Annotated in this window: 17 protein-coding genes, 1 tRNA gene and 1 pseudogene; 9 read left to right on the top strand and 10 right to left on the bottom strand. The window is 65.1% G+C overall.

Going from position 1 to position 23,277, the window contains the following annotated elements; all coding sequences use genetic code 11:
- Nucleotides 1-458 precede the first annotated feature (458 nt).
- Nucleotides 459-2,984 carry a penicillin-binding protein 1A gene (locus tag WS68_RS01940; RefSeq protein WP_059569220.1) on the top strand — a complete coding sequence of 842 codons (2,526 nt, stop codon included), beginning with the start codon at nucleotides 459-461 and terminating at the stop codon, nucleotides 2,982-2,984.
- Between the two features lie 93 nt (nucleotides 2,985-3,077).
- Here WS68_RS01940 and WS68_RS01935 read toward each other — a convergent pair whose 3' ends face one another.
- From WS68_RS01935 to mfd, 4 genes are all read right to left on the bottom strand, one after another.
- Nucleotides 3,078-3,533 (bottom strand): DUF3574 domain-containing protein, encoded by a 456-nt coding sequence (locus tag WS68_RS01935; protein ID WP_059569208.1) that lies wholly within the window; start codon nucleotides 3,531-3,533, stop codon nucleotides 3,078-3,080.
- A gap of 473 nt (nucleotides 3,534-4,006) precedes the next feature.
- Entirely contained in the window at nucleotides 4,007-5,029 is a 1,023-nt protein-coding gene (locus tag WS68_RS01930) for a threonine/serine dehydratase (protein ID WP_059569207.1), read from the bottom strand.
- A 121-nt stretch (nucleotides 5,030-5,150) separates the two neighbouring features.
- Nucleotides 5,151-6,368 (bottom strand): acetylornithine deacetylase, encoded by a 1,218-nt coding sequence (gene argE / locus WS68_RS01925; RefSeq protein ID WP_059569219.1) that lies wholly within the window; start codon nucleotides 6,366-6,368, stop codon nucleotides 5,151-5,153.
- Between the two features lie 246 nt (nucleotides 6,369-6,614).
- Nucleotides 6,615-10,181: a transcription-repair coupling factor gene (gene mfd, locus WS68_RS01920; RefSeq protein ID WP_156429310.1), complete on the bottom strand. Its 3,567-nt coding sequence runs from the start codon at nucleotides 10,179-10,181 to the stop codon at nucleotides 6,615-6,617.
- Nucleotides 10,182-10,201: 20 nt separating this feature from the next.
- On the opposite strand from mfd, the gene ispD reads away from it, so the two are divergent.
- Together ispD and ispF are read left to right on the top strand one after the other, a co-directional pair.
- Nucleotides 10,202-10,912: a 2-C-methyl-D-erythritol 4-phosphate cytidylyltransferase gene (gene ispD / locus WS68_RS01915; RefSeq protein ID WP_059569206.1), complete on the top strand. Its 711-nt coding sequence runs from the start codon at nucleotides 10,202-10,204 to the stop codon at nucleotides 10,910-10,912.
- 40 nt (nucleotides 10,913-10,952) lie between these two features.
- Nucleotides 10,953-11,459, top strand: a complete 507-nt coding sequence (ispF, locus tag WS68_RS01910; protein WP_059569205.1) for a 2-C-methyl-D-erythritol 2,4-cyclodiphosphate synthase — start codon at nucleotides 10,953-10,955, stop codon at nucleotides 11,457-11,459.
- 183 nt (nucleotides 11,460-11,642) lie between these two features.
- Here the strand turns inward: ispF and WS68_RS01905 are convergent, their stop codons facing one another.
- From WS68_RS01905 to ompR, 5 genes are all read right to left on the bottom strand, one after another.
- A complete protein-coding gene (locus WS68_RS01905; protein WP_156429309.1) occupies nucleotides 11,643-13,217 on the bottom strand; it encodes a hypothetical protein in 1,575 nt (524 codons plus the stop codon).
- A gap of 620 nt (nucleotides 13,218-13,837) precedes the next feature.
- Nucleotides 13,838-14,365, bottom strand: coding sequence for a carboxymuconolactone decarboxylase family protein (locus tag WS68_RS01900; RefSeq protein WP_059569203.1), 528 nt, complete (start codon nucleotides 14,363-14,365; stop codon nucleotides 13,838-13,840).
- Nucleotides 14,366-14,441: 76 nt separating this feature from the next.
- Nucleotides 14,442-14,990, bottom strand: coding sequence for a peroxiredoxin (locus tag WS68_RS01895; protein WP_059513440.1), 549 nt, complete (start codon nucleotides 14,988-14,990; stop codon nucleotides 14,442-14,444).
- Between the two features lie 196 nt (nucleotides 14,991-15,186).
- A complete protein-coding gene (locus WS68_RS01890) occupies nucleotides 15,187-16,545 on the bottom strand; it encodes an ATP-binding protein (RefSeq protein ID WP_059569202.1) in 1,359 nt (452 codons plus the stop codon).
- 62 nt (nucleotides 16,546-16,607) lie between these two features.
- Nucleotides 16,608-17,342 carry an osmolarity response regulator transcription factor OmpR gene (gene ompR, locus WS68_RS01885; RefSeq protein WP_004192636.1) on the bottom strand — a complete coding sequence of 245 codons (735 nt, stop codon included), beginning with the start codon at nucleotides 17,340-17,342 and terminating at the stop codon, nucleotides 16,608-16,610.
- 78 nt (nucleotides 17,343-17,420) lie between these two features.
- Here ompR and WS68_RS28655 point away from each other — a divergent pair.
- The 4 genes and pseudogenes from WS68_RS28655 (at nucleotide 17,421) to WS68_RS01870 (ending at nucleotide 20,937) form a co-directional block, all read left to right on the top strand.
- Nucleotides 17,421-17,604 (top strand): annotated as a pseudogene (locus WS68_RS28655) (hypothetical protein).
- Nucleotides 17,604-17,897 (top strand): hypothetical protein, encoded by a 294-nt coding sequence (locus WS68_RS01880; RefSeq protein ID WP_059569217.1) that lies wholly within the window; start codon nucleotides 17,604-17,606, stop codon nucleotides 17,895-17,897. The pseudogene WS68_RS28655 and the gene WS68_RS01880 overlap by 1 nt, the downstream one beginning before the upstream one ends.
- 278 nt (nucleotides 17,898-18,175) lie before the next feature.
- Nucleotides 18,176-19,600: a DUF1800 domain-containing protein gene (locus tag WS68_RS01875; protein WP_231752926.1), complete on the top strand. Its 1,425-nt coding sequence runs from the start codon at nucleotides 18,176-18,178 to the stop codon at nucleotides 19,598-19,600.
- A 107-nt stretch (nucleotides 19,601-19,707) separates the two neighbouring features.
- Nucleotides 19,708-20,937: a DUF1501 domain-containing protein gene (locus tag WS68_RS01870; protein WP_059569200.1), complete on the top strand. Its 1,230-nt coding sequence runs from the start codon at nucleotides 19,708-19,710 to the stop codon at nucleotides 20,935-20,937.
- Nucleotides 20,938-21,037: 100 nt separating this feature from the next.
- On the opposite strand, the gene hpnD is transcribed toward WS68_RS01870, so the two are convergent.
- Nucleotides 21,038-21,868 carry a presqualene diphosphate synthase HpnD gene (gene hpnD / locus WS68_RS01865; protein ID WP_059569199.1) on the bottom strand — a complete coding sequence of 277 codons (831 nt, stop codon included), beginning with the start codon at nucleotides 21,866-21,868 and terminating at the stop codon, nucleotides 21,038-21,040.
- A 259-nt stretch (nucleotides 21,869-22,127) separates the two neighbouring features.
- Here hpnD and WS68_RS01860 point away from each other — a divergent pair.
- Both WS68_RS01860 and WS68_RS01855 read left to right on the top strand, forming a co-directional pair.
- Nucleotides 22,128-22,214: transfer RNA gene (locus WS68_RS01860), tRNA-Leu, on the top strand.
- A 154-nt stretch (nucleotides 22,215-22,368) separates the two neighbouring features.
- Entirely contained in the window at nucleotides 22,369-23,274 is a 906-nt protein-coding gene (locus WS68_RS01855) for a tyrosine-type recombinase/integrase (protein WP_082709759.1), read from the top strand.
- Nucleotides 23,275-23,277: the final 3 nt, after the last annotated feature.

Genomic DNA, 23,277 nt, shown 5'->3' with positions numbered 1-23,277 from the left:
CACCGTTTCGCCGCGGCCCGGCGGACACCCGACATGCGGGCGAGCGGCGGCGATTTCCAGACCCCGCCGTCTCATTTTTGCGTGTGTGTCTTTCAGCATGAAAGCGTGGCGGCTGGGGGCGCCGGTGTCTTCATCATAAGCGCGTTCGCGGTGAACGGTCGGTGGGGTGTGCAACGGAACCTTAGATTTTTTACAAAAAATCGCGAAGTCCGCGCGTCGATTTCATTAAAATGCGCTGTCATATGCGTCGACGTGCCGACCGGCGGTATCGGCCGGCGGTATCGGCCGGCGCGGTGGGCGCCGTCGCGCTGCGCGGCCGGCCGTCATGCTCGGCGCTCGTCGAGGCGGCCCGACGTGATACTCTTTCGCGACGCCACGTCTTGCCGATTCTCCGCACGCGCTTTGCGTGCGTTCGCCGCGCGCGCCGCCGAGCGCCGCGGCGAGCAGCCATTCCCGACATGCCGATTATCAAACGACCGCCTTCCTCCCGCGCCACGAACGAGCATCATTATTCGCTACGACGTTCGCCCGCCGGCGCCTACTACACCGACGATGACGACGATGACGACCGCCGCGCCTCCCGCCGCACGAGCCGCGACGGCGGCTCGCGCACGTTCGGCTCGCGCGTCGCGCTATGGTTCGTCGGGCTGATCGCGACGCTCGCCGTCGTGGGCGCGCTGCTCGCCGGCTACGCGCTCGTCGTGATGGGGCCGCAACTGCCTTCGCTCGATGCGCTGACCAACTATCAGCCGAAGGTGCCGCTGCGCGTCTACAGCGCCGATCGTGTCCTGCTCGGCGAGTTTGGCGAGGAGCGCCGCAGTCTCGTGCACTTTGCGGACATTCCCGACGTGATGAAAAAGGCGGTGCTCGCGATCGAGGACTATCGCTTCTATGAGCACGGCGGCGTCGATTTTCTCGGCATCCTGCGCGCGGGCGTCGCCGATCTGATGCACGGCGGCGCGCGGCAGGGCGCGAGTACGATCACGATGCAGGTCGCACGCAATTTCTTCCTGTCGAGCGAAAAGACGTACACGCGCAAGATCTACGAAATGCTGCTTGCGTACAAAATCGAAAAGGCGCTGACCAAGGATCAGATTCTCGAGCTGTACATGAATCAGATCTATCTGGGGCAGCGTGCGTATGGCTTTGCCGCCGCCGCGCGGGTGTATTTCGGCAAGGATCTGAAGGACATCACGCTCGCCGAGGCGGCGATGCTCGCGGGGCTGCCGAAGGCGCCTTCCGCGTACAATCCGGTCGTCAATCCGAAGCGCGCGAAGGTGCGGCAGGAATATATCCTCAAGCGGATGCGCGAACTCGGCTACATCACCCAGCCGCAGTACGACGAAGCGGTGAAGGAGGAGATCCATACGCGCACGCCGGGCAACCAGTACGCGGTGCATGGCGAGTATGTCGCCGAGATGGTGCGGCAGATGATGTATGCGCAGTACAAGGACGAGACGTACACGCGCGGCCTCACGGTGACGACGACGATCAACGCCGCCGATCAGGAAGCGGCGTATCAGGCGGTGCGCCGCGGGATCATGGATTATGAGCGCCGCCACGGCTATCGCGGCCCGGAAGGCTTTGTCGCGTTGCCGCCCGCGGGCGACACGCGCGACGAGGCGATCGACGATGCGCTCGCCGACCATCCGGACAACGGCGATCTGCAATCGGCGGTCGTGTTGGGTGCGTCTTCGGCCGCCGTCGAGGTGCAGTTCGTCGGCGGCGCGACCACCACGATCGGCGGCGCCGGGCTGCGCTTCGTCGCCGGCGCGCTCGGCGCGCGTGCGTCGGACGCGATACGGATCAAGCCGGGCTCGATCGTGCGCGTGATGAGGGATGCGAAGGGCGCGTGGCAGATCGTGCAGTTGCCGCAGGTGGAGGGCGCGCTCGTCGCGCTCGCGCCGCAGGACGGCGCGATTCGCTCACTCGTCGGCGGCTTCGATTTCAACAAAAGCAAGTTCAATCACGTGACGCAGGCGTGGCGGCAGCCGGGCTCGAGCTTCAAGCCGTTCGTCTATTCGGCGTCGCTCGACAAGGGGCTCGGGCCCGCGACGATCATCAACGACGCGCCGCTGTACTTCCCGCCAAGCGTGCCGGGCGGCCAGCCGTGGGAGCCGAAGGACGACGACCAGCCCGACGGCCCAATGTCGATGCGCACGGCGCTGCAGCGCTCGAAGAACCTCGTGTCGATCCGCATTCTCGCGTCGATCGGCACGTCGTATGCGCAGCAATACATCACGCAGCGCTTCGGCTTCGATCCCGCGAAGACGCCGCCGTATCTGCCGATGGCGCTCGGCGCGGGCCTCGTCACGCCGCTGCAGCTCGCGAGCGGCTATGCGGTGTTCGCGAACGGCGGCTACAAGGTCGATCCTTATCTGATCGCCGAAGTGGACGATGCGCGCGGGCAGGCACTGCAAAAAGCGCAACCGGTAAGCGCGGGCGGCACGGCGCCGCGCACGATCGACGCGCGCAATGCGTATGTGATGAACAGCCTGCTGCACACGGTCGCGACGGCGGGCACGGGCGCGGGCACCAATGTGCTCGGCCGTGCCGATCTGCAAGGCAAGACCGGCACGACGAACGACGCGAAGGACGGCTGGTTCGCGGGCTATCAGGCTTCGCTCGTCGCGGTCGCATGGATGGGCTTCGATCAGCCGAGGAGCCTGGGTAGCCGCGAATTCGGCGCGCAGCTCGCGTTGCCGATCTGGGTGAACTACATGCGCCGTGCGCTCGCCGGCGTGCCCGAGCAGCAGATGCCGATGCCGGATGGGCTGACGACGATCGACGGCGAGTTGTATTACGCCGATCGCACGCCGGGCGCGGGCTTCATCGCGAGCGTCGATTTCAATCCGGCGGCCAGTCCGACGGTGAACGCGAACGAAGCGCTCGGCTCGGCCGGTGCGGCCGGCCTCACGCCGCCGCCCGTCACGCCCGAGGAGAAGCGGCAGATCATCGACATGTTCGAGAGCAACAAGCCGTGACCGGCGCGCGAATGCCGCGCGTGACGGCGGAGGCGGCGTGAGCGCCGTCCGGCTGAGCCGCGTTGTCGCGGCCGATGCGGGCGGGCAGGTGGGTCAGAATGACGCGCACAAGCGCGTGAGCAGCAGTCCGACCGATTGCTGGTGAAACTGCTCGCTGTACGCGCGCCGGATTTCCGCGAGGCTGTCGAGCGTCGCGCGCGTGTCTGGGGCGACGATCCGGACCACGAAGCTCGACTCGCGTTCGATCTGGTTCGTCGCGCGGTCGCGCCATTGCCCGCGCGTGTCCCATGTCGTCAGGCCGTCGGGGAAGCGCGGCGTGACGACATCGGCGATGAAGCGCTCGCGTTGCGCATCGGTGACGGAGCCGCCCCAGGCGATGTCGCGGCCGAACAGCAGGTCCGCCTGCAATTGCCGGACGCCGCCGGCTTGCGCACAGAGCGCGTCGCCGTTGTTCGCTGACGCGCGCTCCACATTGGATTGCGCGGTTGCGCATCCGGACAGCAACGCGAGGGTGAGGCTGAACGTGACGGCAATCGATGTCGAACGCATGGCGTCCTCGTGGATGAAATGAGAGCGGAGCAGGTTTGGGCGCACCGGCGGCCGTGCTATCTGCCCGCTGCCGGAGCGCGCTTGCCGGCCCTGCGGGCGCGAACGGAAAACGCCTTGCGCTCAAGGATTTGGCGGCTTGTCCGGGCGGTTATCAACAAGCCTGTCAACAAAAATTGTGGAAAAGCGTACCGACGGCGGTGCGCACGGCCGGTGCGACGCGACGCTGCGGCGCATTGCACCTTGGCGGGCGATCCGAATCGCATCAAGTATTTAGCGATGCTGCCCAAAACTTGTCAACAGATCTTTCAACAGAAACTGGGGATAACTGGCCGATATGCGCCCATTCCGCACCGGTGAGGGCCGCATTGGGCGGCACGGGCGCGAAGTATCGGGCGATCAACGCGTTAGCGTGTTTGTCCGGTGCTGATCAATAAGCTTTTCGACATGAACCGGGGGTAGCTCGACGGCCGGCGTCACGCGTGCGGCGCAGGCTGCCGCTCGAGATGCGCGCCGAGCGTGGCGGGGTCGATGTTGGTGCCAGACAGCAATATGCCGACCCGCTTGCCTTGCAGCGCCTCGCGCAACGGCCCGAGTAGCGCGGCCGTGGCTGCGGCGCCGGCCGGCTCGACGGCCGATTTCAGATGGGCGAACAGATAGCGCATTGCGTTGCGCAGCGCGTCGTCCGATACGGTGACGATTCGGTCGACATGACGGCGGCACAGCTCGTAGCTGTACTCCTCGGTGTGCGGCGCCATCAGCGAATCGGCGATCGTGCGCATCGCGCCCATTTCGACCGGATGGTTTGCCGCGAAGCTTCGGCTCATCGCATCCGCGCCTTCGGGTTCGACGCCGTACACATGGACGTGCGGATTCGCGAGCCGCAGCGCGGTCGACACGCCCGCCGCCAGCCCGCCGCCGCCGATCTGCACGATCACCGCGTCGAGATCGGGCGTCTGCGTCGCCCATTCGTAGCCGAGCGTCGCGGTGCCGAGCACCGTGTGATAGCCGTTGAACGGATGGACGAAGAAACGGCCTTCCTCGGCCTCGATGCGGCGGACGGTTTCGAACGCATCGGCGGGACTCGACGCCATCACGACTTCCGCGCGGTATTGGCGGCACAGCGCGATGCGCGCCGGGTTCGCGCTATTGAACATCACGACCTTCGCGCTGGTGCCGAGCCGCATCGCCGCATACGCGACGGCCGCCGCGTGATTGCCGGCCGACACGCAGGTCACGCCGGCGCTTTTTCTTTCCGCGCCGAGCGCGAGCAGATTCGTGAACGCGCCGCGCGCTTTGAAGCTGCCGCTCGCTTGCAGCAATTCGAGCTTGAAGTTCACGTGAGTGCCTTCGAGCGTCGGCAGGTCGGCGCGCTCGAAAACCGGCGTGCGCGTGACCCATGGTGTGAGCGCGAAATGCTGCGCGGCGATTTCGTCGAGCGTCGGGATGGGCTCGCCGTTGATCGTCAGGTGCTCGGGGCGGTGCGGGGAGGTCGACATGGGCTTGCGAGGATTCGAGAAGGGCGAAAGAAGCGAAGCGGGCGGCAACGGCGACAGAGGCGAAAGAGCGGCGGCGATCGTCCGGCCGGCCGCGGCTCGCGCGCGGCGGCCGGGCACGACGTCATGCGAGCGTGAGCCCGTGCACGAGCTTGCGCAGGAAGCGCTCGCACGACGCGAGCTGCTCGAGTTCGACGTATTCGTTCGGCTTGTGCGCCTGTTCGATGTGGCCAGGCCCGCAGACCACGCTCGGAATGCCCGCCCGCTGGAACAGGCCGGCCTCGGTGCCGTAGGCGACCTTGCGTTTTTCCTGGTCGGCGGTGAGCGAGCGCACGAGCTGCGTGATCGCTTCCTGCTCGGCTGCATCGAGGCCGGGCGCAGCCGCCACCTTCGAGAACTCGATCGCCGCGTTCGGATGCTCGCGGCGCATCAGCGGCAGCAGCGTATCGCGCGCATAAGCGTCGATGCGCGCAAAGATCGCATCGGGGTCGAGCGTCGGCAGATTGCGGAATTCGAACGAAAACTCGCATTCGGCAGGCACCGTGTTGACCGCGTTGCCGCCTCTGATGAGGCTCGTCTGTGCGGTGGAGAACGGCACGTCGTACAGCGCGTCGAACGGGCCTTGCGCGCGGAACTCGTCGGCAATGTCGCGGATGCGGCAGATGAGGCGCGCCGCGTATTCGATCGCGTTTAACCCCTTGGGCGTCAGCGACGAATGCGCGGCGTGCCCGCGCACGCAGCAGCGGTAGACGTTGACGCCCTTGTGCGCGATCACGGGGCGCATGCCGGTTGGCTCGCCGACGATGCAGCCGGCAGGCGCGATGCCGCGCGATTTCAGATCGGCGAGTATCAGCGGCGCGCCGGCGCAGCCGATCTCCTCATCATATGACAGCGCGAAATGGATCGGCTGCGCGAGCTTCGCGGCGCGCATCTCGGGCAGCAGCGCGAGCGCGGCGCCGATGAAGCCCTTCATATCGCAGGTGCCGCGCCCGTACAGCTTGCCGTCGCGCACTTCGGGCCGGAACGGATCGCTGTCCCACTGCTGGCCGTCGACCGGCACGACGTCGGTGTGACCGGACAGCACGACCCCGCCGTGGGTCGAGCCGTCGTGCGCGGGCAGCGTCGCGAACAGATTCGCCCAGCCGTCGCGGGCGTCGTGGGTGAGCGTCGACGTGACGCCGGCATCGGCGAGCGCATCGCGGACCATTTCGATGAGGCCGAGGTTCGGCACGCGGCTTGTCGTGTCGATCGACACGAGCCTTCGGGTCCAATCCAGGCTGATCGGCTCGGCGCGCGACGAGGAGGCGGCAGCGGACGGCGCCGTTGCGTCGACGAATGACATGGCGGAACTCCGGCGGGGGAATGCAACGATCATATCCAAAAACGCCCGCGCACGCTGTGGCGTGGCGCGCTGCGATGCAGCAGCGCGCCGGCGTTCGTGTTCGAGTTCGCATGACTCGGCGCGGCGCTGGAGCCGCGTCACGCCGAACACGAGTCGTCGCGCGTCGCGTTGTTCGGCATCTTGCCCGGCGCACGGCCGCAGCGGTAGGGCGGCGCCGTTGCCGCCGCCGCGCCGCGGCCGCCCGCGTCAGCGTGCCGCCGCCTGCTCGCGCGGCTTCTGCGGCTGGCCGAGCGCACGCAGCGTCTCCTTGATCGTCGACACGCGCACCGCGAGATCCGGCGTGCGCGTCTCGATTCGCAGCCGGTCCTGACCCGCGAGCTTCACGTGCCGGTGCTTTTGCACCATGTCGATGATGCGCATCGGATCGATCGGCGGATTCGGTACGAATTGCAGCCCGATCGCCGCTTCGCTCGCGTCGATCTTCACGATCCCGAGCGGCTTCGCGGCAAGGCGCAGCCGATGCGTCTCGACGAGCGCGTGCGCTTGCGGCGGCAGCTTGCCGAAGCGGTCGATCAGCTCTTCGTGAATGCCGTCGATCGCGTCGCCGTGCTCGCAGTTCGCGAGGCGCTTGTACAGCGACAGCCGCTCCTGCACGTCGACGCAGTAATCGGCGGGCAGGATCGCGGGCGTGTGCAGATTGATCTCGGTCGTGGCGGCGAGCGGTGCGGTGAGGTCGGGCTCCTTGCCGTTCTTCAGCGCCTTCACCGCGTCGTTCAGCATCTCGGTATAGAGCTGAAAGCCGATCTCGTGGATCTCGCCCGACTGCTTGTCGCCGAGCACCTCGCCCGTGCCGCGGATCTCCAAGTCATGCATCGCGAGATAGAAGCCCGAGCCGAGTTCCTCCATCTGCTGGATTGCCTCGAGCCGGCGCTGCGCCTGCTTGGTCAGCGCCTGCGGATCATGGACGAGCAGGTACGCGTATGCCTGGTGGTGCGAGCGGCCGACCCGGCCGCGAAGCTGATGGAGCTGCGCGAGGCCGAACTTGTCCGCGCGGTGCATGATGATCGTGTTCGCGCTCGGCACGTCGATGCCGGTTTCGATGATCGTCGTGCAAAGCAGCACGTTCGCGCGCTGCGCGACGAAATCGCGCATTACGCGCTCGAGTTCGCGCTCGTGCATTTGCCCGTGCGCGATCACGATCCGCGCCTCGGGCACGAGCGCCTCGAGCATCGTCTTGCGCTCCTCGATCGTCTCGACCTCGTTGTGCAGGAAGTAGACTTGGCCGCCGCGCTTCAGCTCGCGCAGCATCGCCTCGCGGATCACGCTTTCCTCCTCGCGGCGCACGAAGGTCTTGATCGCCAGGCGCTTTTGCGGCGCGGTCGCGATCACCGAAAAGTCGCGCAGCCCCTCGAGCGCCATGCCGAGCGTGCGGGGGATCGGCGTGGCGGTCAGCGTGAGCACGTCCACCTCCGCGCGCAGCGCCTTGAGCGCCTCCTTCTGGCGCACGCCGAAGCGGTGTTCCTCGTCGATGATCACGAGGCCGAGGCGCTTGAACTGCACGTCCGACGACAGCAGCTTGTGCGTGCCGATCACGATGTCGACGCTGCCCTCGTTGATCTGCCGGATCGCCGCGCTCACTTCCTTCGCGGACTTGAAGCGCGACAGCTCGGCGATCTTCACCGGCCAGTCGGCGAAGCGGTCGATGAAGGTTTGCGTGTGCTGCTCGGCGAGCAGCGTGGTCGGCGACAGCAGCGCGACCTGCTTGCCGCCCATCACCGCGATAAACGCCGCGCGCAGCGCGACTTCGGTCTTGCCGAAGCCGACGTCGCCGCACACGAGCCGGTCCATTGGCTTGCCGCTCGTCATGTCGCCGATCACGGCCGCGATCGCGGCCGCCTGATCGGGCGTTTCGTCGAAGCCGAAGCTGTCGGCGAATTTCACGTAATCGCGCGGTTCGAGCGCGAACGCGTGGCCCTGCCGGGCCGCGCGGCGCGCGTACAGGTTCAACAGCTCAGCGGCGGTGTCGCGGATCTGCAGCGCGGCGCGGCGCTTCGCGCGCTCCCACTGGCCCGAGCCGAGCGAGTGCAGCGGCGCGCTGTCCGGGTCCGCGCCGCTGTAGCGCGAGATCACGTGAAGTTGCGCGACGGGCACATACAGCTTGCTGTCGCCCGCGTATTCGAGATGCAGGAACTCGGTCTCGCCTTCGCCGAGATCCATCGACACGAGCCCCATGTAGCGGCCGATGCCGTGCTGCGCGTGGACGACCGGATCACCAAGCTTCAGCTCGGACAGATCGCGCACCATCGCGTCGACGTTGCTTGCCTGCTCCTGCCGGCGGCGGCTGCTACGGCGGCCGAGCGCGCCGTACAGCTCGGTTTCGGTGACGACCGCCCAGCCTTCGCCCGGCACCGCGAAGCCGCTCGCGAGCGGCGCGACGCCGAGCGCAAAGCGCTCGTCGCTCGCGAGCCACGACGCGAAGCTGTCGTTGGCGGCCGGGCGCAGCCGGTTGTCGGCGAGAAGCTGCGCGATCGTCTCGCGGCGGCCCGCCGATTCGACGGTGAAGAGCACGCGGTTGGCCGTCGTGTCGAGATAGCGGCGCAGCGCGGCGACCGGATCGTCTGCGTGACGATCGAGCGCGAGCGGCGGCAGCGGCGTGGCCCAGCCGCCCTCGGGCTGCGCGGGCAGCGCCACGCGCGCGAACGGCTTGGCGAGCGCGTAGAAATCGTCGTCGGACAGGAACAGCTTTTTCGGCTCGAGAATCGGCCGCTCCCGGTCGTGCGACAGGAACGCGTAGCGCTGCTTGGTGTCGGCGGTGAAACGCTTGATCGATGCGTCGAGATCGCCCGCGAACACGAGATGCGCGCGCTCGGGCAGATAGTGAAAGAGCGTGGCGGTTTCTTCGAAGAAAAGCGGCAAATAGTATTCGATGCCCGCCGACGGCACGCCGTTGCCGATGTCCTTGTAGATTGGCGCGCGGCTCGGGTCGCCCTCGAACGTCTCGCGCCATCGGTTTCTGAACGCGGTACGCGCGTGTTCGTCGAATGGAAATTCACGCCCGGGCAGCAAGCGCACGTCGCGCACCGGGTAGAGGCTGCGCTGGGTGTCCGGATCGAACGAGCGGATCGAGTCGACTTGGTCGTCGAACAGGTCGATGCGGTACGGCAGCGGCGAGCCCATCGGAAACAGGTCGATCAGCGAGCCGCGCACGCAGTATTCGCCGGGGCGCACGACCTGGCTCACGTGCTCGTAGCCAGCCAGCGTGAGCTGCGCCTTGAGCTTGGCCTCGTCGAGCCGCTCGCCCTGCGCGAACGCGAATGTGTAGGCGGCCAGGAACGATGCGGGCGGCATCCGGTACAGCGCGGTCGTCGCGGGCACGAGCAGGATGTCGCAGCGGCCTTCGCCCAAGTCGTGCAGAGTCGCGAGCCGCTCGGACACGAGATCCTGATGCGGCGAGAACGTGTCGTAAGGCAGCGTCTCCCAGTCGGGCAGCACGCGCACGCGCGCACCGGGCGCGAAATAGCCGAGTTCTTGCGAGAGCCGTTGCGCATCCACTGCGTTCGCGCAGATCACCGCGACGAGCGGCACCTGCATGCGATGCGCGGTGAAATAGCGGGCAATGGCGAGCGCGTCGGCCGAGCCGTGCGCGCCATCGAACGTATAGCGTTGGCCTGCCTTGACGAGCGCGACCGGAGAGGGCGATGAAGAGGCGTTGTCGGACATAACGAGCGGCTGGTTGCGGGCATCGCGGCGGCCGGAACGAGCGCGGCCCGTCGCGATGAAAGACGTATTATAAAATCCGTCTTTCATTTTCATCTTTTCCGGCGATCCCTTCCGTGACCTCCCGTCTTTTCGCCCTGATACCGTGCGCGGGCACCGGCAGCCGCTCGGGCTCGGCATTGCCCAAGCAATACCGCACGCTCGCCGGCCGCGCGCTGCTGCATTACACGCTGGCCGCGTTCGACGCATGCAGCGAGTTCGCGCAAACCCTCGTCGTGATTTCGCCCGACGATACCCACTTCGACGCGCGCCGCTTCAGCGGCCTGCGCTTCGCGGTGCGGCGCTGCGGCGGCGCATCGCGGCAGGCATCGGTGCTCAACGGGCTGGTCCAGCTCGCCGAATTTGGCGCGACGCCCGCCGACTGGGTGCTCGTGCACGACGCGGCACGCCCCGGCATCACGCCCGCGCTGATTCGCGCGCTGATCGGCGCATTGAAGGACGATCCGGTCGGCGGCATTGTCGCGCTGCCGGTGGCAGACACGCTCAAGCGCGTGCCGGCGGGCGGCGACGCGATCGCGCGCACCGAGCCGCGCGATGGGCTTTGGCAGGCGCAGACGCCGCAAATGTTCCGCATCGGGATGCTGCGTGACGCGATCCAGCGCGCGCAGCGCGACGGCCACGACCTGACCGACGAGGCAAGCGCAATCGAATGGGCGGGCCATACGCCGCGCGTCGTGCAAGGCAGCCTGCGCAACTTCAAGGTGACGTATCCGGAGGATTTCGATCTCGCGGAAGCGTTTCTCGCGCATCCGGCGCGCGCCTGTTGAACCTGATTGAACCGCAACCCACACTCGAGTCGAACGCAACATGGATTTCAGAATCGGACAAGGCTACGACGTACACCAGCTCGTTCCCGGGCGCCCGCTCGTCATCGGCGGCGTGACGATCCCCTACGAGCGCGGGCTGCTCGGCCACTCGGACGCGGACGTGCTGCTGCACGCGATCACCGACGCGCTGTTCGGCGCGGCGGCGCTCGGCGACATCGGCCGCCACTTTTCCGATACCGATCCGCGCTTCAAGGGCGCCGACAGCCGCGCGCTGCTGCGCGAATGCGCGGCACGTGTCGCGCAGGCCGGGTTTGCGATCCGCAATGTTGACAGCACGGTGATCGCGCAGGCGCCGAAGCTCGCGCCGCACATCGACGCGATGCGCGCGAACATCGCCGCGGATCTCGGCCTGCCGCTCGATCGCGTGAACGTGAAGGCGAAGACCAACGAGAAGCTTGGCTATCTCGGCCGCGGCGAGGGAATCGAAGCGCAGGCCGCGGCGCTCGTCGTGCGCGACGCGTCGCCGGATTCGCCGCAGGCCGGATAGTTCGGGGTGGGGTGGTCGTGTCGAGTGCCCGCGCGTCCCGTTACGGGATAATCGGCCGATCGCCCGCCACGCCTCGCGCGATGCGGATGAAGATCCCGAACCCGTGCCGGCGATCCCGCCGCGCCACGATGCGCCCGGGCGTGCCGCATGCGGTGCGATTCATCTATTCCCTGCCGATCGAGTTCACGCTTCGTCATCGGTTTGCTCGTCGGCGGTCTCGGTTTGGTTATCGGTGTTCGCCATCGTGTTGACGTCAATCGGTGCGCGCTTGCTGAACCAGCCGTGAAAATACTCGTTGGTATGCGTAACCACGGGCCGGGTCACGACGCTGCGATATTCCTGGACAAAACCCGTTATGGCTTGCCCGACGACGACTGCCGGTGGTGACAGCATCTGATTGGAAATCCCGTTGATGAATTGCCCGGCGGTGGCGGAGCAAATGCGCGACGTGGCTTCTTTACGGAAAGAGACGTTGCTGTATTTATGGCTGATCGGATGTGACGGTTCAAATTTGCTGCCGTGCGCCGAGGCGCGAAAGACTGTGCCCACTGCGCCGTCCACTGCTTCCCCTATCCCGGTGATGCTGCCGTCGATCAATGGTTTGAATGCCCAGCGAACGAAATTGGAAACCATTCCGAACTTTGCATTCACGTAAGACGCTGCGTTCTTTAAAAAATAATCTTCGCAGCCGGTTGGCGTCGATGTTTGGGTTGATGGTGGGGAAATGTAGGTTTTGAATCGGTTTCCGATAATTTGGGCGCAGGTGCTGGCGTCAAATGGATTGTCCGTCGATTTCAATTCTCCGGAAAGGAGATAAGAGCACGGCGCGGGTACCGGATTCGCGTTGATGAATGAATGGAATTTTTCGCCGAGTTCGGTTTGACAGATTCCCGGTTCGAGTTGCGAATTGGAGGCGGCCGTAGTCGCCACGCGGCCGGCAAATGCGGTGCCGATTGCAATACCCGCGTAGCCGATTGCCGGAGGCAGTACGTAGATCGATTTGGGTATGCCGTTTTCCCATTGGATATTGCTTCCATAGGGCGCGGTCACGCGTTGCTGCATGAAGGACCGGGTACATGCCGAAACCAGATTGCCCACTGCGACAGTTGGGCCGGCCAATGCGTAGCCGGCGCCGCCGATACCCGCGCCGGCGAATGCGCCGACGGAGGGCGCAATCTCTTTGGTGTAATACGCGAGCTTCTCTATATAAGGCGCTACGGCCTTGGCTCCGGAAGCGAGCGACGCAATTCGGCCGTAATCGCTCGGATTGAGCTGTTTTGCCCAATCGACGACCGAAGATAAAGAATTGCCCAGCAATTTACCCATCGAATAACCATAGAGCGCGCCCGTGCCGACGGAAGCCGCGCCGGCGACCGCCGCCATCACATTGGCCACCGGCGCGCTGTTCGTGCTGGAAAGCAGGAGTCCGGTCAAATTGCTGGCTTGGTCCCCGACATATCTGCCGACAAACGAACTTGTGCCGTCGCGCAGGCCAGATGCCACCGCGGCTTTGGCGATATTGCATGGGCCAATGTCCTTCAGCCGTTGCAAAATGCCCGGCTCGCTGGAGGGCGGGTGCGGTTCGGAGGCGGTTGCTTCGGCAACGGTGCCGATTGCTTGAGGCGAGCCGGGTTGGGTGGCGGTTGTGGAGGACGTGCGTTCGTCCGCAGCGCCTGCATTGGCTTCCGGTTCGATATTGATCGCGACTTGATTGATCAATGTGCTGGAGCATATCGAAGAAGATTGTGGAATCAGCACTTTTTGTCTCCGGTGGATGATGATTTATTGGTTGAGGATATTACGATTCGATCGTGATTGATAATGATCGAGTGCGTTGGATTGAATCGGATTGGATCGGGTGAGTCTTTGCCGCCAAGCAGCGTGGGATTGTTATTTTCGACGTATCGGATTTGCGTGTCGAAAATTAAGCTGAACCATTTTGTATAGGGCTGATATGGCAGCGAATGGGGAAATTGATGGTTAAAGTATACTTGATTTTTATTTTTGAAATGGGTGGATGCGAAAAGCTTTTCTGTTTTGCGAAATGATTGCCGTTACGTGGGAATGATGGGAAGTCGATTATTATTCTTATTTTAACGGGGTGATATGAGGATTTTGTAATGATTATGAGCGGTGCAATTTCCGTTTTCTGATGTGAACGGAAAATTGTCGGACCTGACTGTTTGGAGCCGGGTATCGAAGGGGGGGCGCCGGCCTGCCCCCGGATCAGGCAAGGCACGGGGCGAGGCGGAGTGGGGGGCGCGTCGCGTTTGCCGGCAGGATGTCAGCGCTCGTGCAAACGCGGGGTGATGCAATGCGCTGCTTGCCGGCGGGCCGTCATGTTCGCGATGTGACGCGACGACAGCCCGCCGTCACGCTCATTTACCTTCGGCGGCGAGGACTTGCGCGGCGGCATTGATCACCGACGCGATCCGCCCGACGTCGCGCAATTGCGTGACGCTCATGCCTTGCTCGCTCTTCAGCAGCGCATAGTGCGACTTCACGCAGAAGTGGCACTTGCCGACGATCGACGCGGCTAGCGCGTACATTTCGAACTTGCGCTTGTCGACGCCGCCATGCGACGCATACGCCCCCATCCGCAGTTCGGCGCGCGCGGTCTTCAGATCGGCGTCGTCGGCCATCTCGACATACGGATACCAGGTGTTGTTCATGCCCATTAGCGCGGCAGCCGTCAGCGCCGCTTGCGTTTCCTCGGCGGACAGCACGCCCGCTTCGCGGATCAGCTTGACGAGCGTCGTGCTCTTGGTCGCGAACGCCGCGGCAAGTGCGACGCCAACCGCATCGTTGCCTTCGAGCGACGAGCGAGCGATCGTGCCGTCCAGGTTCAGGCGGATATCTTTTGCGTAGTCCGGGATCTGCGCCTTAATCGAATCGATAAATTTCATTGATATCTCCTATGATTGGGCCGTTAAAAAAGCCCGCAGGCGAAAGCGTCGCGCCGCGGGCTTCGTGCATCGACGCTTACAGCGTTGCGCCGCCGACCGCGCGGTTGCACGGGCAGAGTTCGTCCGTTTGCAGGCCGTCGAGAATGCGCAGGATTTCTTCCGGATTACGACCGACGTTCAGGTTGTTCACCGACACGTGCTGGATCGTGTTGTCCGGATCGACGATGAAGGTGGCGCGCAGCGCGACGCCCGCTTCATGATCGCGCACGCCGAGCTGGTCGATCAGCTCGCCCTTGACGTCGCCGAACGAGTAGTGGTTCAGCTTGTCGAGATCCTTGTGCTCACGGCGCCATGCGAGTTTGACGAATTCGTTGTCCGAGCTGCCGCCGAGCAGGACGGCGTCACGCTCTTCGAATTGCTTCTGGAGCTTGCCGAATTCGACGATTTCCGTCGGGCAGACGAACGTGAAATCCTTCGGATAGAAATAGATCACCTTCCACTTGCCTGGGAACGACGCTTCGGTGACGGTCTCGAATGCCGACTGACCGTTTTCCTCGTGATGATTGAAGCCAGGCTTCGCGGCCACGACGGTGAAAGCTTCGAGTTTATCGCCCACGGTTTTCATGCGGATGCTCCTGTGTGAGTTGGGAAAGACTGCTAACAAGCGGTCAAGCTACCTATGCGCTGCAACGTTTCCGTGACAGCATCTGTAAGACTATAGCTCTATTGATTCTTTTTCTCAATAGATTTTAACTAACAAACTCCATAGAAATTTTCAAAGACGGCGATAGCATGCGGATATCGGTGCGGCGCAGGGCGAGTCACGCGGATGCGCGCGCTTTCGCGCCGGGGAACTCCAGCATGACTTCAAGGCCGCCATCGGGCCGGCGGTTGGCCAGGCGCAGCGTGCCGCGATAGCGGCTGACGAGGCGCAGCACGATGGCCATCCCCAGGCCGGTGCCTTCGGCCTTGGTGCGTGCGGTGTCGACGCGGTAGAACGGGCGCATGACGAGCGCAAGCTGGTCGTCCGGTATGCCCGGACCCTCGTCGAGCACGACGAGCTCGACGCGCGCATGCGCGACGCGGGTCTCGAGCGTGATCCGGGCGATGCCGTCGCGCTTGCTCTGCCCATACTTGCGCGCGTTCTCGACGAGATTGCCGACGACGCGGCGCATGTCGGTTTCATCCGCCGCGATGATCGCGGCGGGCGCCAGGCGGGTGACGATTTGCACGCCGTCCTCGCCGGCCAGCCGGGCGGCCACGTCGTGCGCGACGACCGACAGATCGACGGGCTCGGGCGTGCGTTGCGCGGGGCGCGCGTAATCGATGAATGCGGCGATGATGCGGTCCATCTGTTCGATATCGTCGACCATCGCGTCCTTCGTTGCCTGATCGGACGGACTCATCTCGGTTTCGAGGCGCAGCCGCGCGAGCGGCGTGCGCAAATCGTGCGAGATCCCGGCGAGCATCAGCGCGCGGTCGGCCTCGAGTTGCTCGAGATCGCGCACCATCTGATTGAAGCTGCGGTTGGTTTCGGCCGCGACGCCCATCCCGCGCTCGGGCAACGGCTCGGGCGTTTGCCCAGAGCCCACCTTGCGCGCGGCGAGCGCGAGCCGCGAGAACGGCTGGTTGACGAGGCTCGTGATGAATGCCGAGCCGATCAGCGACAGCGCGAGCGCGAACAGCCCCCAGCCGGCCCATTGCAGGCCGGTGACGGTGTCGAGCTGATCGCGGTCGAGCGCCACCCAGTAATCGTCGTCGTCAATCTTGAAGCTGATCCACACGCCGGGGATGTCGTTGACCGATTGCGCGATCACCGTGTCGTCGCCGAGGCGGCTGCGGATGTCGTGCTCGATCAGCCGGTTCAGCGATTCGTCAGGCTGTAGCTTGAACTTATCGGTTTTTTCGCGCGGATAGACGCGCACGCCCTCGTTGCTTTCGAGATCCTGCAGCAGCGCGCGGCGCAGATCGGGGTCGGAATAGAGCAGGGCCGTGCGCGTGAGCTTCACGATCGCGACCAGTTGCAACGCGACACGCTGCGCGCGCGGCTCGCGCTCGATCACTCTGAAACTCTGGAACCACGCGGCAAGACTCACCGCGATCAGCAGCGCGATCAGCAGGAACGTGCGCCAGAACAGCCCGCCGAACACGAGCGTCAAAAGGCGCCGGTCGATACGCATAGGACAGGCTGTTTATCTGGCGTCAATAACGGGCAATCGCGCGTGCCGCGACGGCTTGGCCATCAGGCCGCGCCGTCGGGGATGAACACGTAGCCGAGGCCCCATACCGTCTGGATGAAGCGCGGGCTGCCCGGATCGGGCTCGATCAGCTTGCGCAGCCGCGAAATCTGCACGTCGAGGCTGCGGTCGAACACTTCGTATTCGCGGCCGCGCGCGAGTTCCATCAGCTTTTCGCGCGACAGCGGCTGGCGCGGATGGCGCGCGAACACCTTGAGCACCGAGAACTCGCCCGTCGTCAGCGGGATTTCCTGGCCGGACTTCGTCAGCGTGCGTGTGGCGAGATTCAGCGAGAATTCGCCGAATTCGAACACCTCGGTGGTTTCGGACGGCGCGCCGGGCAATTCGGCGGGCGCCTGGCGGCGCAGCACCGCGTGGATGCGTGCGACCAACTCGCGCGGATTGAAAGGCTTGGGCAGGTAATCGTCCGCGCCCATCTCGAGGCCGACGATCCGGTCGACGTCCTCGCCCTTCGCCGTGAGCATGATGATCGGCGTGCGATCGTTGCTGCCGCGCAGGCGGCGGCAGATCGACAGGCCGTCCTCGCCGGGCAGCATTAGATCCAGCACGAGCAGGTCGAAACGCTCGCGCACCCAGAGTTTGTTCATGGCCGTCGCGTTCTCGGCAACGTACACATTGAAGCCCTGTTCGCCGAGATAGCGGCGCAGCAAGTCGCGTAGGCGCGGATCGTCGTCGACGACGAGGATTTTCGAGGGATTTTTCGTTTCCATGAGCGGCATCTTATCGCGATTGGGAAAAGTCGCGCGGCAACGACTTTTGGCGGGTAACAGTCAGTTACAAAATTTACCCGTGCTGTTGTGCTGAGTAAAGACAGTGACGACAGACTTCTTTACTCGAAGGCGATATTCGGTGGATACTCCCTGCACTTAAAACATTTTCATGGTTTGCACGCCGATTTTCGCAGGGTTGGTTCGTGTGCCACAGATAGCTGCTTGCCGCGTGACGAAGGGAACAAAACGACGAAACAGGCGAGGCCCGTGATGCGGCCGACGAGGATTGCGTTCGTGCTGGGGCTCGCATACGCTGGCCTCTTCGCACCCGCTTTGGCTGGTGCGCAGCCGCACGATCGCGCACCGGCGTCTCATAAATCGCCGCGCGGCAAGGGCGCTCAGCCGCCGCCCGCTGCTGCGTTCGAGCACGCTGAGCAGGCGAACCGCTCGGCCGTTCCGCCCGATCTCGAACAGCGTCGCCGCGACGGCCATATGACGCCGGAGGAGCGGCATTTGTTGCGTCAACATATCGAGGACGCCGTGCGGGAACTCTACAAGCGCTGAGCGGCGCATCATGCGCATGCCGGGCGCCCGCCCGATGCGTTTGCGCTGCGTGTATCCACCAGGCGCGCGCCGCCGTTGAAAAATTCCGTATCAAATCGATCGTCAACTGCCCACCGCGGCGGACCGTTGAATCGCCAGTATCGCGGCGCGTGCGCCGCATGGGCAATCGTCGTGGATTGCCCGAACCAGGAGAGCGATCGGCGATGAGCGATGCGAGCGCGGCAGGACGGGCCCCGGCGAGTATCGGCTGGGCTGGCCACGTAGATCGAACGGACCGGTTGTCGGCGGACATGCAGCAATTGCTCGATGCCGACGACGCGCGTTTCTTGCTGACGCGCACCGGTTTTTCGCCACCGCCGCGTGAAGTCGCGCGGCTGGTCGGGATGACGCGTGCGCAGGCGCTTGCCGGGCTGCTCGACGGCGTGCGCACGCAATGCGTGACGCCGCTGCCCGATTGGGTGCGCGAACTGCCGCCGCCGCGCGCGGTGCGTGCGGCTTATACGCCCGACGAGCGGCGGGCCGAGCGGCAATTGCGCAATCGCCGCTACGACGAACTGCGCGCGTGGTGGGTGCGCGAGATGCTCGTCACGCCATCGCCGTTGACCGAGCGGATGACGCTTTTTTGGCACAATCATTTCACGTCCGGTCAGGACAAAGTACCGTATCCGCAAACGATTGCGGCGCAGAACATGCTGTTGCGCGCCGCCGCGCTCGGCAATTTCGGCGCGCTGCTGCACAGCGTCGCGAAAGACCCGGCGATGCTGCAATATCTCGACGGCGCGTCGAATCGTAAAGGGCGCCCGAACGAAAATTTCGCGCGCGAGGTGATGGAACTCTTCACGCTCGGCGAAGGGCATTACACGCAGCGCGACGTGTCCGAAGCCGCACGCGCCTACACCGGCTGGAGCGTTAATCCCGATACGCTCGGCTACGTGTTCATGCCGAACTTTCACGACGACGGCGAAAAAACCGTGCTCGGCGAGACCGGCCGCTTCGACGGCGACGCGGTGCTCGACATTCTGCTCGCGCGGCCCGAGACCGCGCGCTTCATTGTCGCGAAATTGTGGCGCGAGTTTATTTCCGATACGCCCGATGCGCCCACCGTCGAGTGCGTGGCCGAGCGTTTCCGGCAAAGCGGCTACGACATCCGGACGGCGCTCGCGGGGCTGCTGTCGTCGCAGGCGTTCTGGGCCGAGCGCAATCGCGGCGTGCTCGTGAAATCGCCGGCGGAGTTCGTGGTCGGCACCGTGCGGTTGCTCGACGTCGATTACGGCGATACCGGGCCGTTTGTGAACACGCTGCGCACGCTCGGCCAGAATTTGTTCTATCCGCCGAACGTGAAAGGCTGGCCGGGCGGCGCGACGTGGATCAACAGCGCGACGCTGCTCGCGCGCAAGCAATTCGTCGAGCAGATGATGCGGGCCACCGAGGCGGCAGGCAGGCATGCCGCGCCTGCGCCGGCATCCGCGTCCCGCGCGATGATGGACGGCAAGTCGGCGGCGCGGCGCGGGATGCGCTTCGATATCGGTGCGTGGCTCGCCGCATATCGGACAAAGCCGCAGGCGCAGCCGGATCTGTCGACGCAGTTGCAATTGCAACATGCGGTGCTGCCGCTGTCGCCCGTCGCGGCAACCGAGACTGGCGCGACCAGCATGGCCTATTTGCAGGCGCTGTTGATGGACCCGGCCTATCAATTGAAATGAGCGAGTGGAAATGAGCGCGGCCGGCGCGATCGCGACGCGGCATCGAAAGCGATGCGTGCGGCGACCGGATAGGCCGGCTGCGGCGAATGCATAAAGAGGACAGCAGGATGAAACGACGCAATTTTCTGACCCTTGCAGGCGTAGCGGGAGCGGCGAGCGTCTCGCTTTCGATGCCCCGCGCGTTCGCGTCGGCGGCCGGCGCGCTCGCGGGCGCACCGCGTGGCGCAAATTATTCAAACCTGCTGATTCTGGTTGAGCTGAAAGGCGGCAACGACGGACTCAACACGGTGATTCCGTATGCGGACCCGTTGTATCGGACGCTGCGCCCGACCATCGGCATCAAACGCGAGCAACTCGTGCAATTGGACGAGCGAACGGCGCTGCACCCGTCGCTCGCGCCGTTGATGCCGCTTTGGCGTGACGGGCGGCTCGCGATCGTCGACGGCGTCGGCTATCCGCAGCCGAATCTGTCGCATTTCCGCTCGATCGAGATCTGGGATACCGCGTCGCGTTCGGACCAGTATCTGCACGAAGGCTGGCTCACGCGCGCGTTCGCGCAGGCGAGCGTGCCGCCCGGTTTCGCCGCGGACGGCGTCGTGCTCGGCAGCGCCGAGATGGGGCCGCTTGCGAACGGCGCGCGCGCGATTGCGCTCATCAATCCTGCGCAATTCATTCGCGCGGCGCGGCTCGTGCAGCCGGTGTCGCTGCGCGAGCAGAATCCCGCGCTTGCGCATGTGATCGACGTGGAGAACGACATCGTCAAGGCCGCCGACCGGCTGCGCCCGCACGCCGGCGCGCCCATGCTCGCGACCGCGTTTCCGGCCGGGCCGTTCGGCACCGCGGTGAAAACCGCGATGCAGCTGCTCGCCGCGTGCGACACGCCGCAGCGCATGCCCGCGCCGGGGCAGGGCGTTGCGGTGCTGCGCGTCACGCTCAACGGCTTCGACACGCATCAGAACCAGCTCGGCCAGCAGGCGGGGTTGCTCAAGCAATTGGCCGACGGATTGGTCGCGATGCGCTCGGCGCTCACTGAACTTGGCCGCTGGGACAACACGCTCGTCATGACGTATGCGGAATTCGGACGGCGCGTTCGCGAGAATCAGAGCGGCGGCACCGATCACGGCACGGCCGCGCCGCATTTCGTGATGGGCGGGCGCGTGCGCGGCGGGTTGTATGGCGCGCCGCCCGCGCTAGGCAGGCTGGACGGCAATGGCAACCTGCCTGTCGCGGTCGATTTCCGGCAACTCTACGCGACCGTGCTCGGGCCGTGGTGGGGGCTCGACGCGACGCGCGTGCTCCAACAGCGTTTCGAGCCATTGCCGCTGTTGCGCGCCTGATCGGCAACACGGCATGCGATCTATCGTTTGAGAACCGGCGCGAGCGCGATCCGTTGGCGGTGTCTGGAAGCTGTCAAGCTCGATTTCGTCGAGCGCCGGATCAGCGGCGGCGTGCGGCGCGCCATGCGATCCATAGTTTGCGGATCGGCGTGAGCGCGATCCGCTGATGCAATACCTGGAAGCCGTCGCGCTCGATCTCGTCGAGTACCGCGAGCGCGAGCGCGCCGAGCGCGCGCAACGTGCGTTGCGCACGGCGCTCATCGGCGGGGATGGCGGCGAGCGACGCATGAAGCGCGTCGCGTGCGCGTGACGTCTGGAAGCGCATCAGTTCGGTGAACGCAGGGCTATAGCGGCGGTTGAGCAGGTCGGCCGCGGTCACGCCGTAGCGTTGCAACTCGCTGATCGGAACGTATATACGGCCGTGGCGCGCATCGTCGCCGAGATCCTGCACCAGTTGCGCGAGCGTCAGCGCGTGCCCGAGCGGCGGTGCCCAACCGGCATCGCCCGGCCGGCAAGCGCTCGCGCGCGCGACGAGCTGCGCGAACGCGCCGCCTGTCTGATCGGCGTAGCGGCCCAGGTTGGCGAAGTCCAGATAGCGCGCCTGGTCGAGATCCATTCCGTAGCCCGCGACGAGCGTTTGCAGCGCGGCGGCGTTGCTTGACAGATCGGGGTGGTGTGCGGCGAGCGCCTGCGACACCGGATGCGACGGCTGGCCGGCGATAAGCGCCGCAAGCTCCTTTTGCCACCACGCGAGTTTCGCGCGGCCGACGGCCGGATCACTGATTTCCTTCACCGTTTGCTCGAGTTCACGGCGCAGCGCGAACAGCGCGGCAACGAGCGGTTGGCGCGCAAGCGGCGCCTGGCGCAGCCCGTAATAGAGGCTGGAGCCGGGCGGCGCGGCTTTTTCTTCACAGTATTCGTCGAAATTCACGGGGACAGGAACGAGTGGGGCGCAGGCGGAACGGCAGGGCGGCGCACGCGCCTGGTGCGCTGCCGCGGGCTTTTCTCGCGCTGCCCGCTCTCGCGACGCAGACGCGGCACACCCGGACAATGCGGCATTCTAGCATCGCGGCCGAAACGGGGCCGTGATGCTAGAGACAAGCGTCGGCGGATCGGTTAGAATCTCGCGCTTGCGCTTTTTGGGACAGCCGCCATGATGCGGTTCCCGTTCCGCGCAGCATGTCCCGCATGCGTGAGTGGCGAAATTGGTAGACGCACCAGGTTTAGGTCCTGACGCCCGCAAGGGTGTGCCGGTTCGAGTCCGGCCTCACGCACCAACGATACTAGGCAAGAACATGCGGCGTATGTATACAGCTGTATAAACAATGGTTTAAGCGGCAACAACTGTTTATCCGTACAGGCACCTGAATACCCAAAAAGCCGATGTTTGTACAATTGAGTCCCCATCTTTTCCCCACGGGACTCCCCACGGTGGCTTCCATCACCCCACACAAAGACGGCTGGCGTGTCCAAATTTCCGTCCAAGGCACCCGCGATTCGAAAGTGTTCCGCACGCAGCGCGAGGCGAAAGCATGGGCCGCCGCGCGCGAGCATGAGATGCGGCAGCGCAAGGACATTTCTCCGGCCGAGTTGCACACGCTACGCGAAACGCTGGAGCGATACGATAGCGAGGTCATCCCCTCCAAGCGCGGCGCCCGGCCGGAGTCGCTGCGCCTGCGCGCCTTCCTGCGTAACTTCCCCGACCTCGCCGACAAGAAGCTGGCAGACGTGAAGACGCCCGACCTTGCGGCATGGCGCGATGCACGGCTGAAAGGGTTCGTGGGGAGCGATGGGGAGAAGGTGTCGGCAGTTTCGGCCGCATCGGTGCAGCGCGACATTAGCTGGCTGCGCAACGCGCTCAGCATCGCACGGAAGGAATGGCACTGGATGGAGGCGAACCCGTTCGAGGGTTTCCGGCTACCTACTGATCCGCCACCGCGCGACCGCCGAGTGACGCCGGGTGAGGTGCGGTTGATTTGCCGCTGGCTCGGCTATCGAGCTCGGGTCGCGCCGGAGACCAAGAGCCAGGAGACGGCGCTTGCATTCCTCGTCGCACTGCGCACGGCGATGCGTGCCGGCGAGATCCTGAGCCTCGGGAAAGGGGCTCTCGATCTGCGGCGGCGCGTCGCGACGGTCGAGCACAAGACGCAACACCTGACCGGGAAGCCGCGCGCAGTGCCACTGTCGAAGCATGCGATTCGGTTGCTGCGAACGGTGGCGGATCGCGAGAAGTGTTTCACGATCACATCTGGATCGCTCGACGGTACGCGGTCTTTTAACGACGCCCCTCAGCGGTTGAGGGCAGCAGGCATTCTCCAAGGCATGAGATCGGCGTAGTCG

Source organism: Burkholderia sp. TSV86, from assembly GCF_001522865.1.
Taxonomy (GTDB): domain Bacteria; phylum Pseudomonadota; class Gammaproteobacteria; order Burkholderiales; family Burkholderiaceae; genus Burkholderia.
The sequence above is the reverse complement of the archived record's forward strand: the minus strand, read 5'-3'. Positions and strand labels throughout refer to the sequence as shown.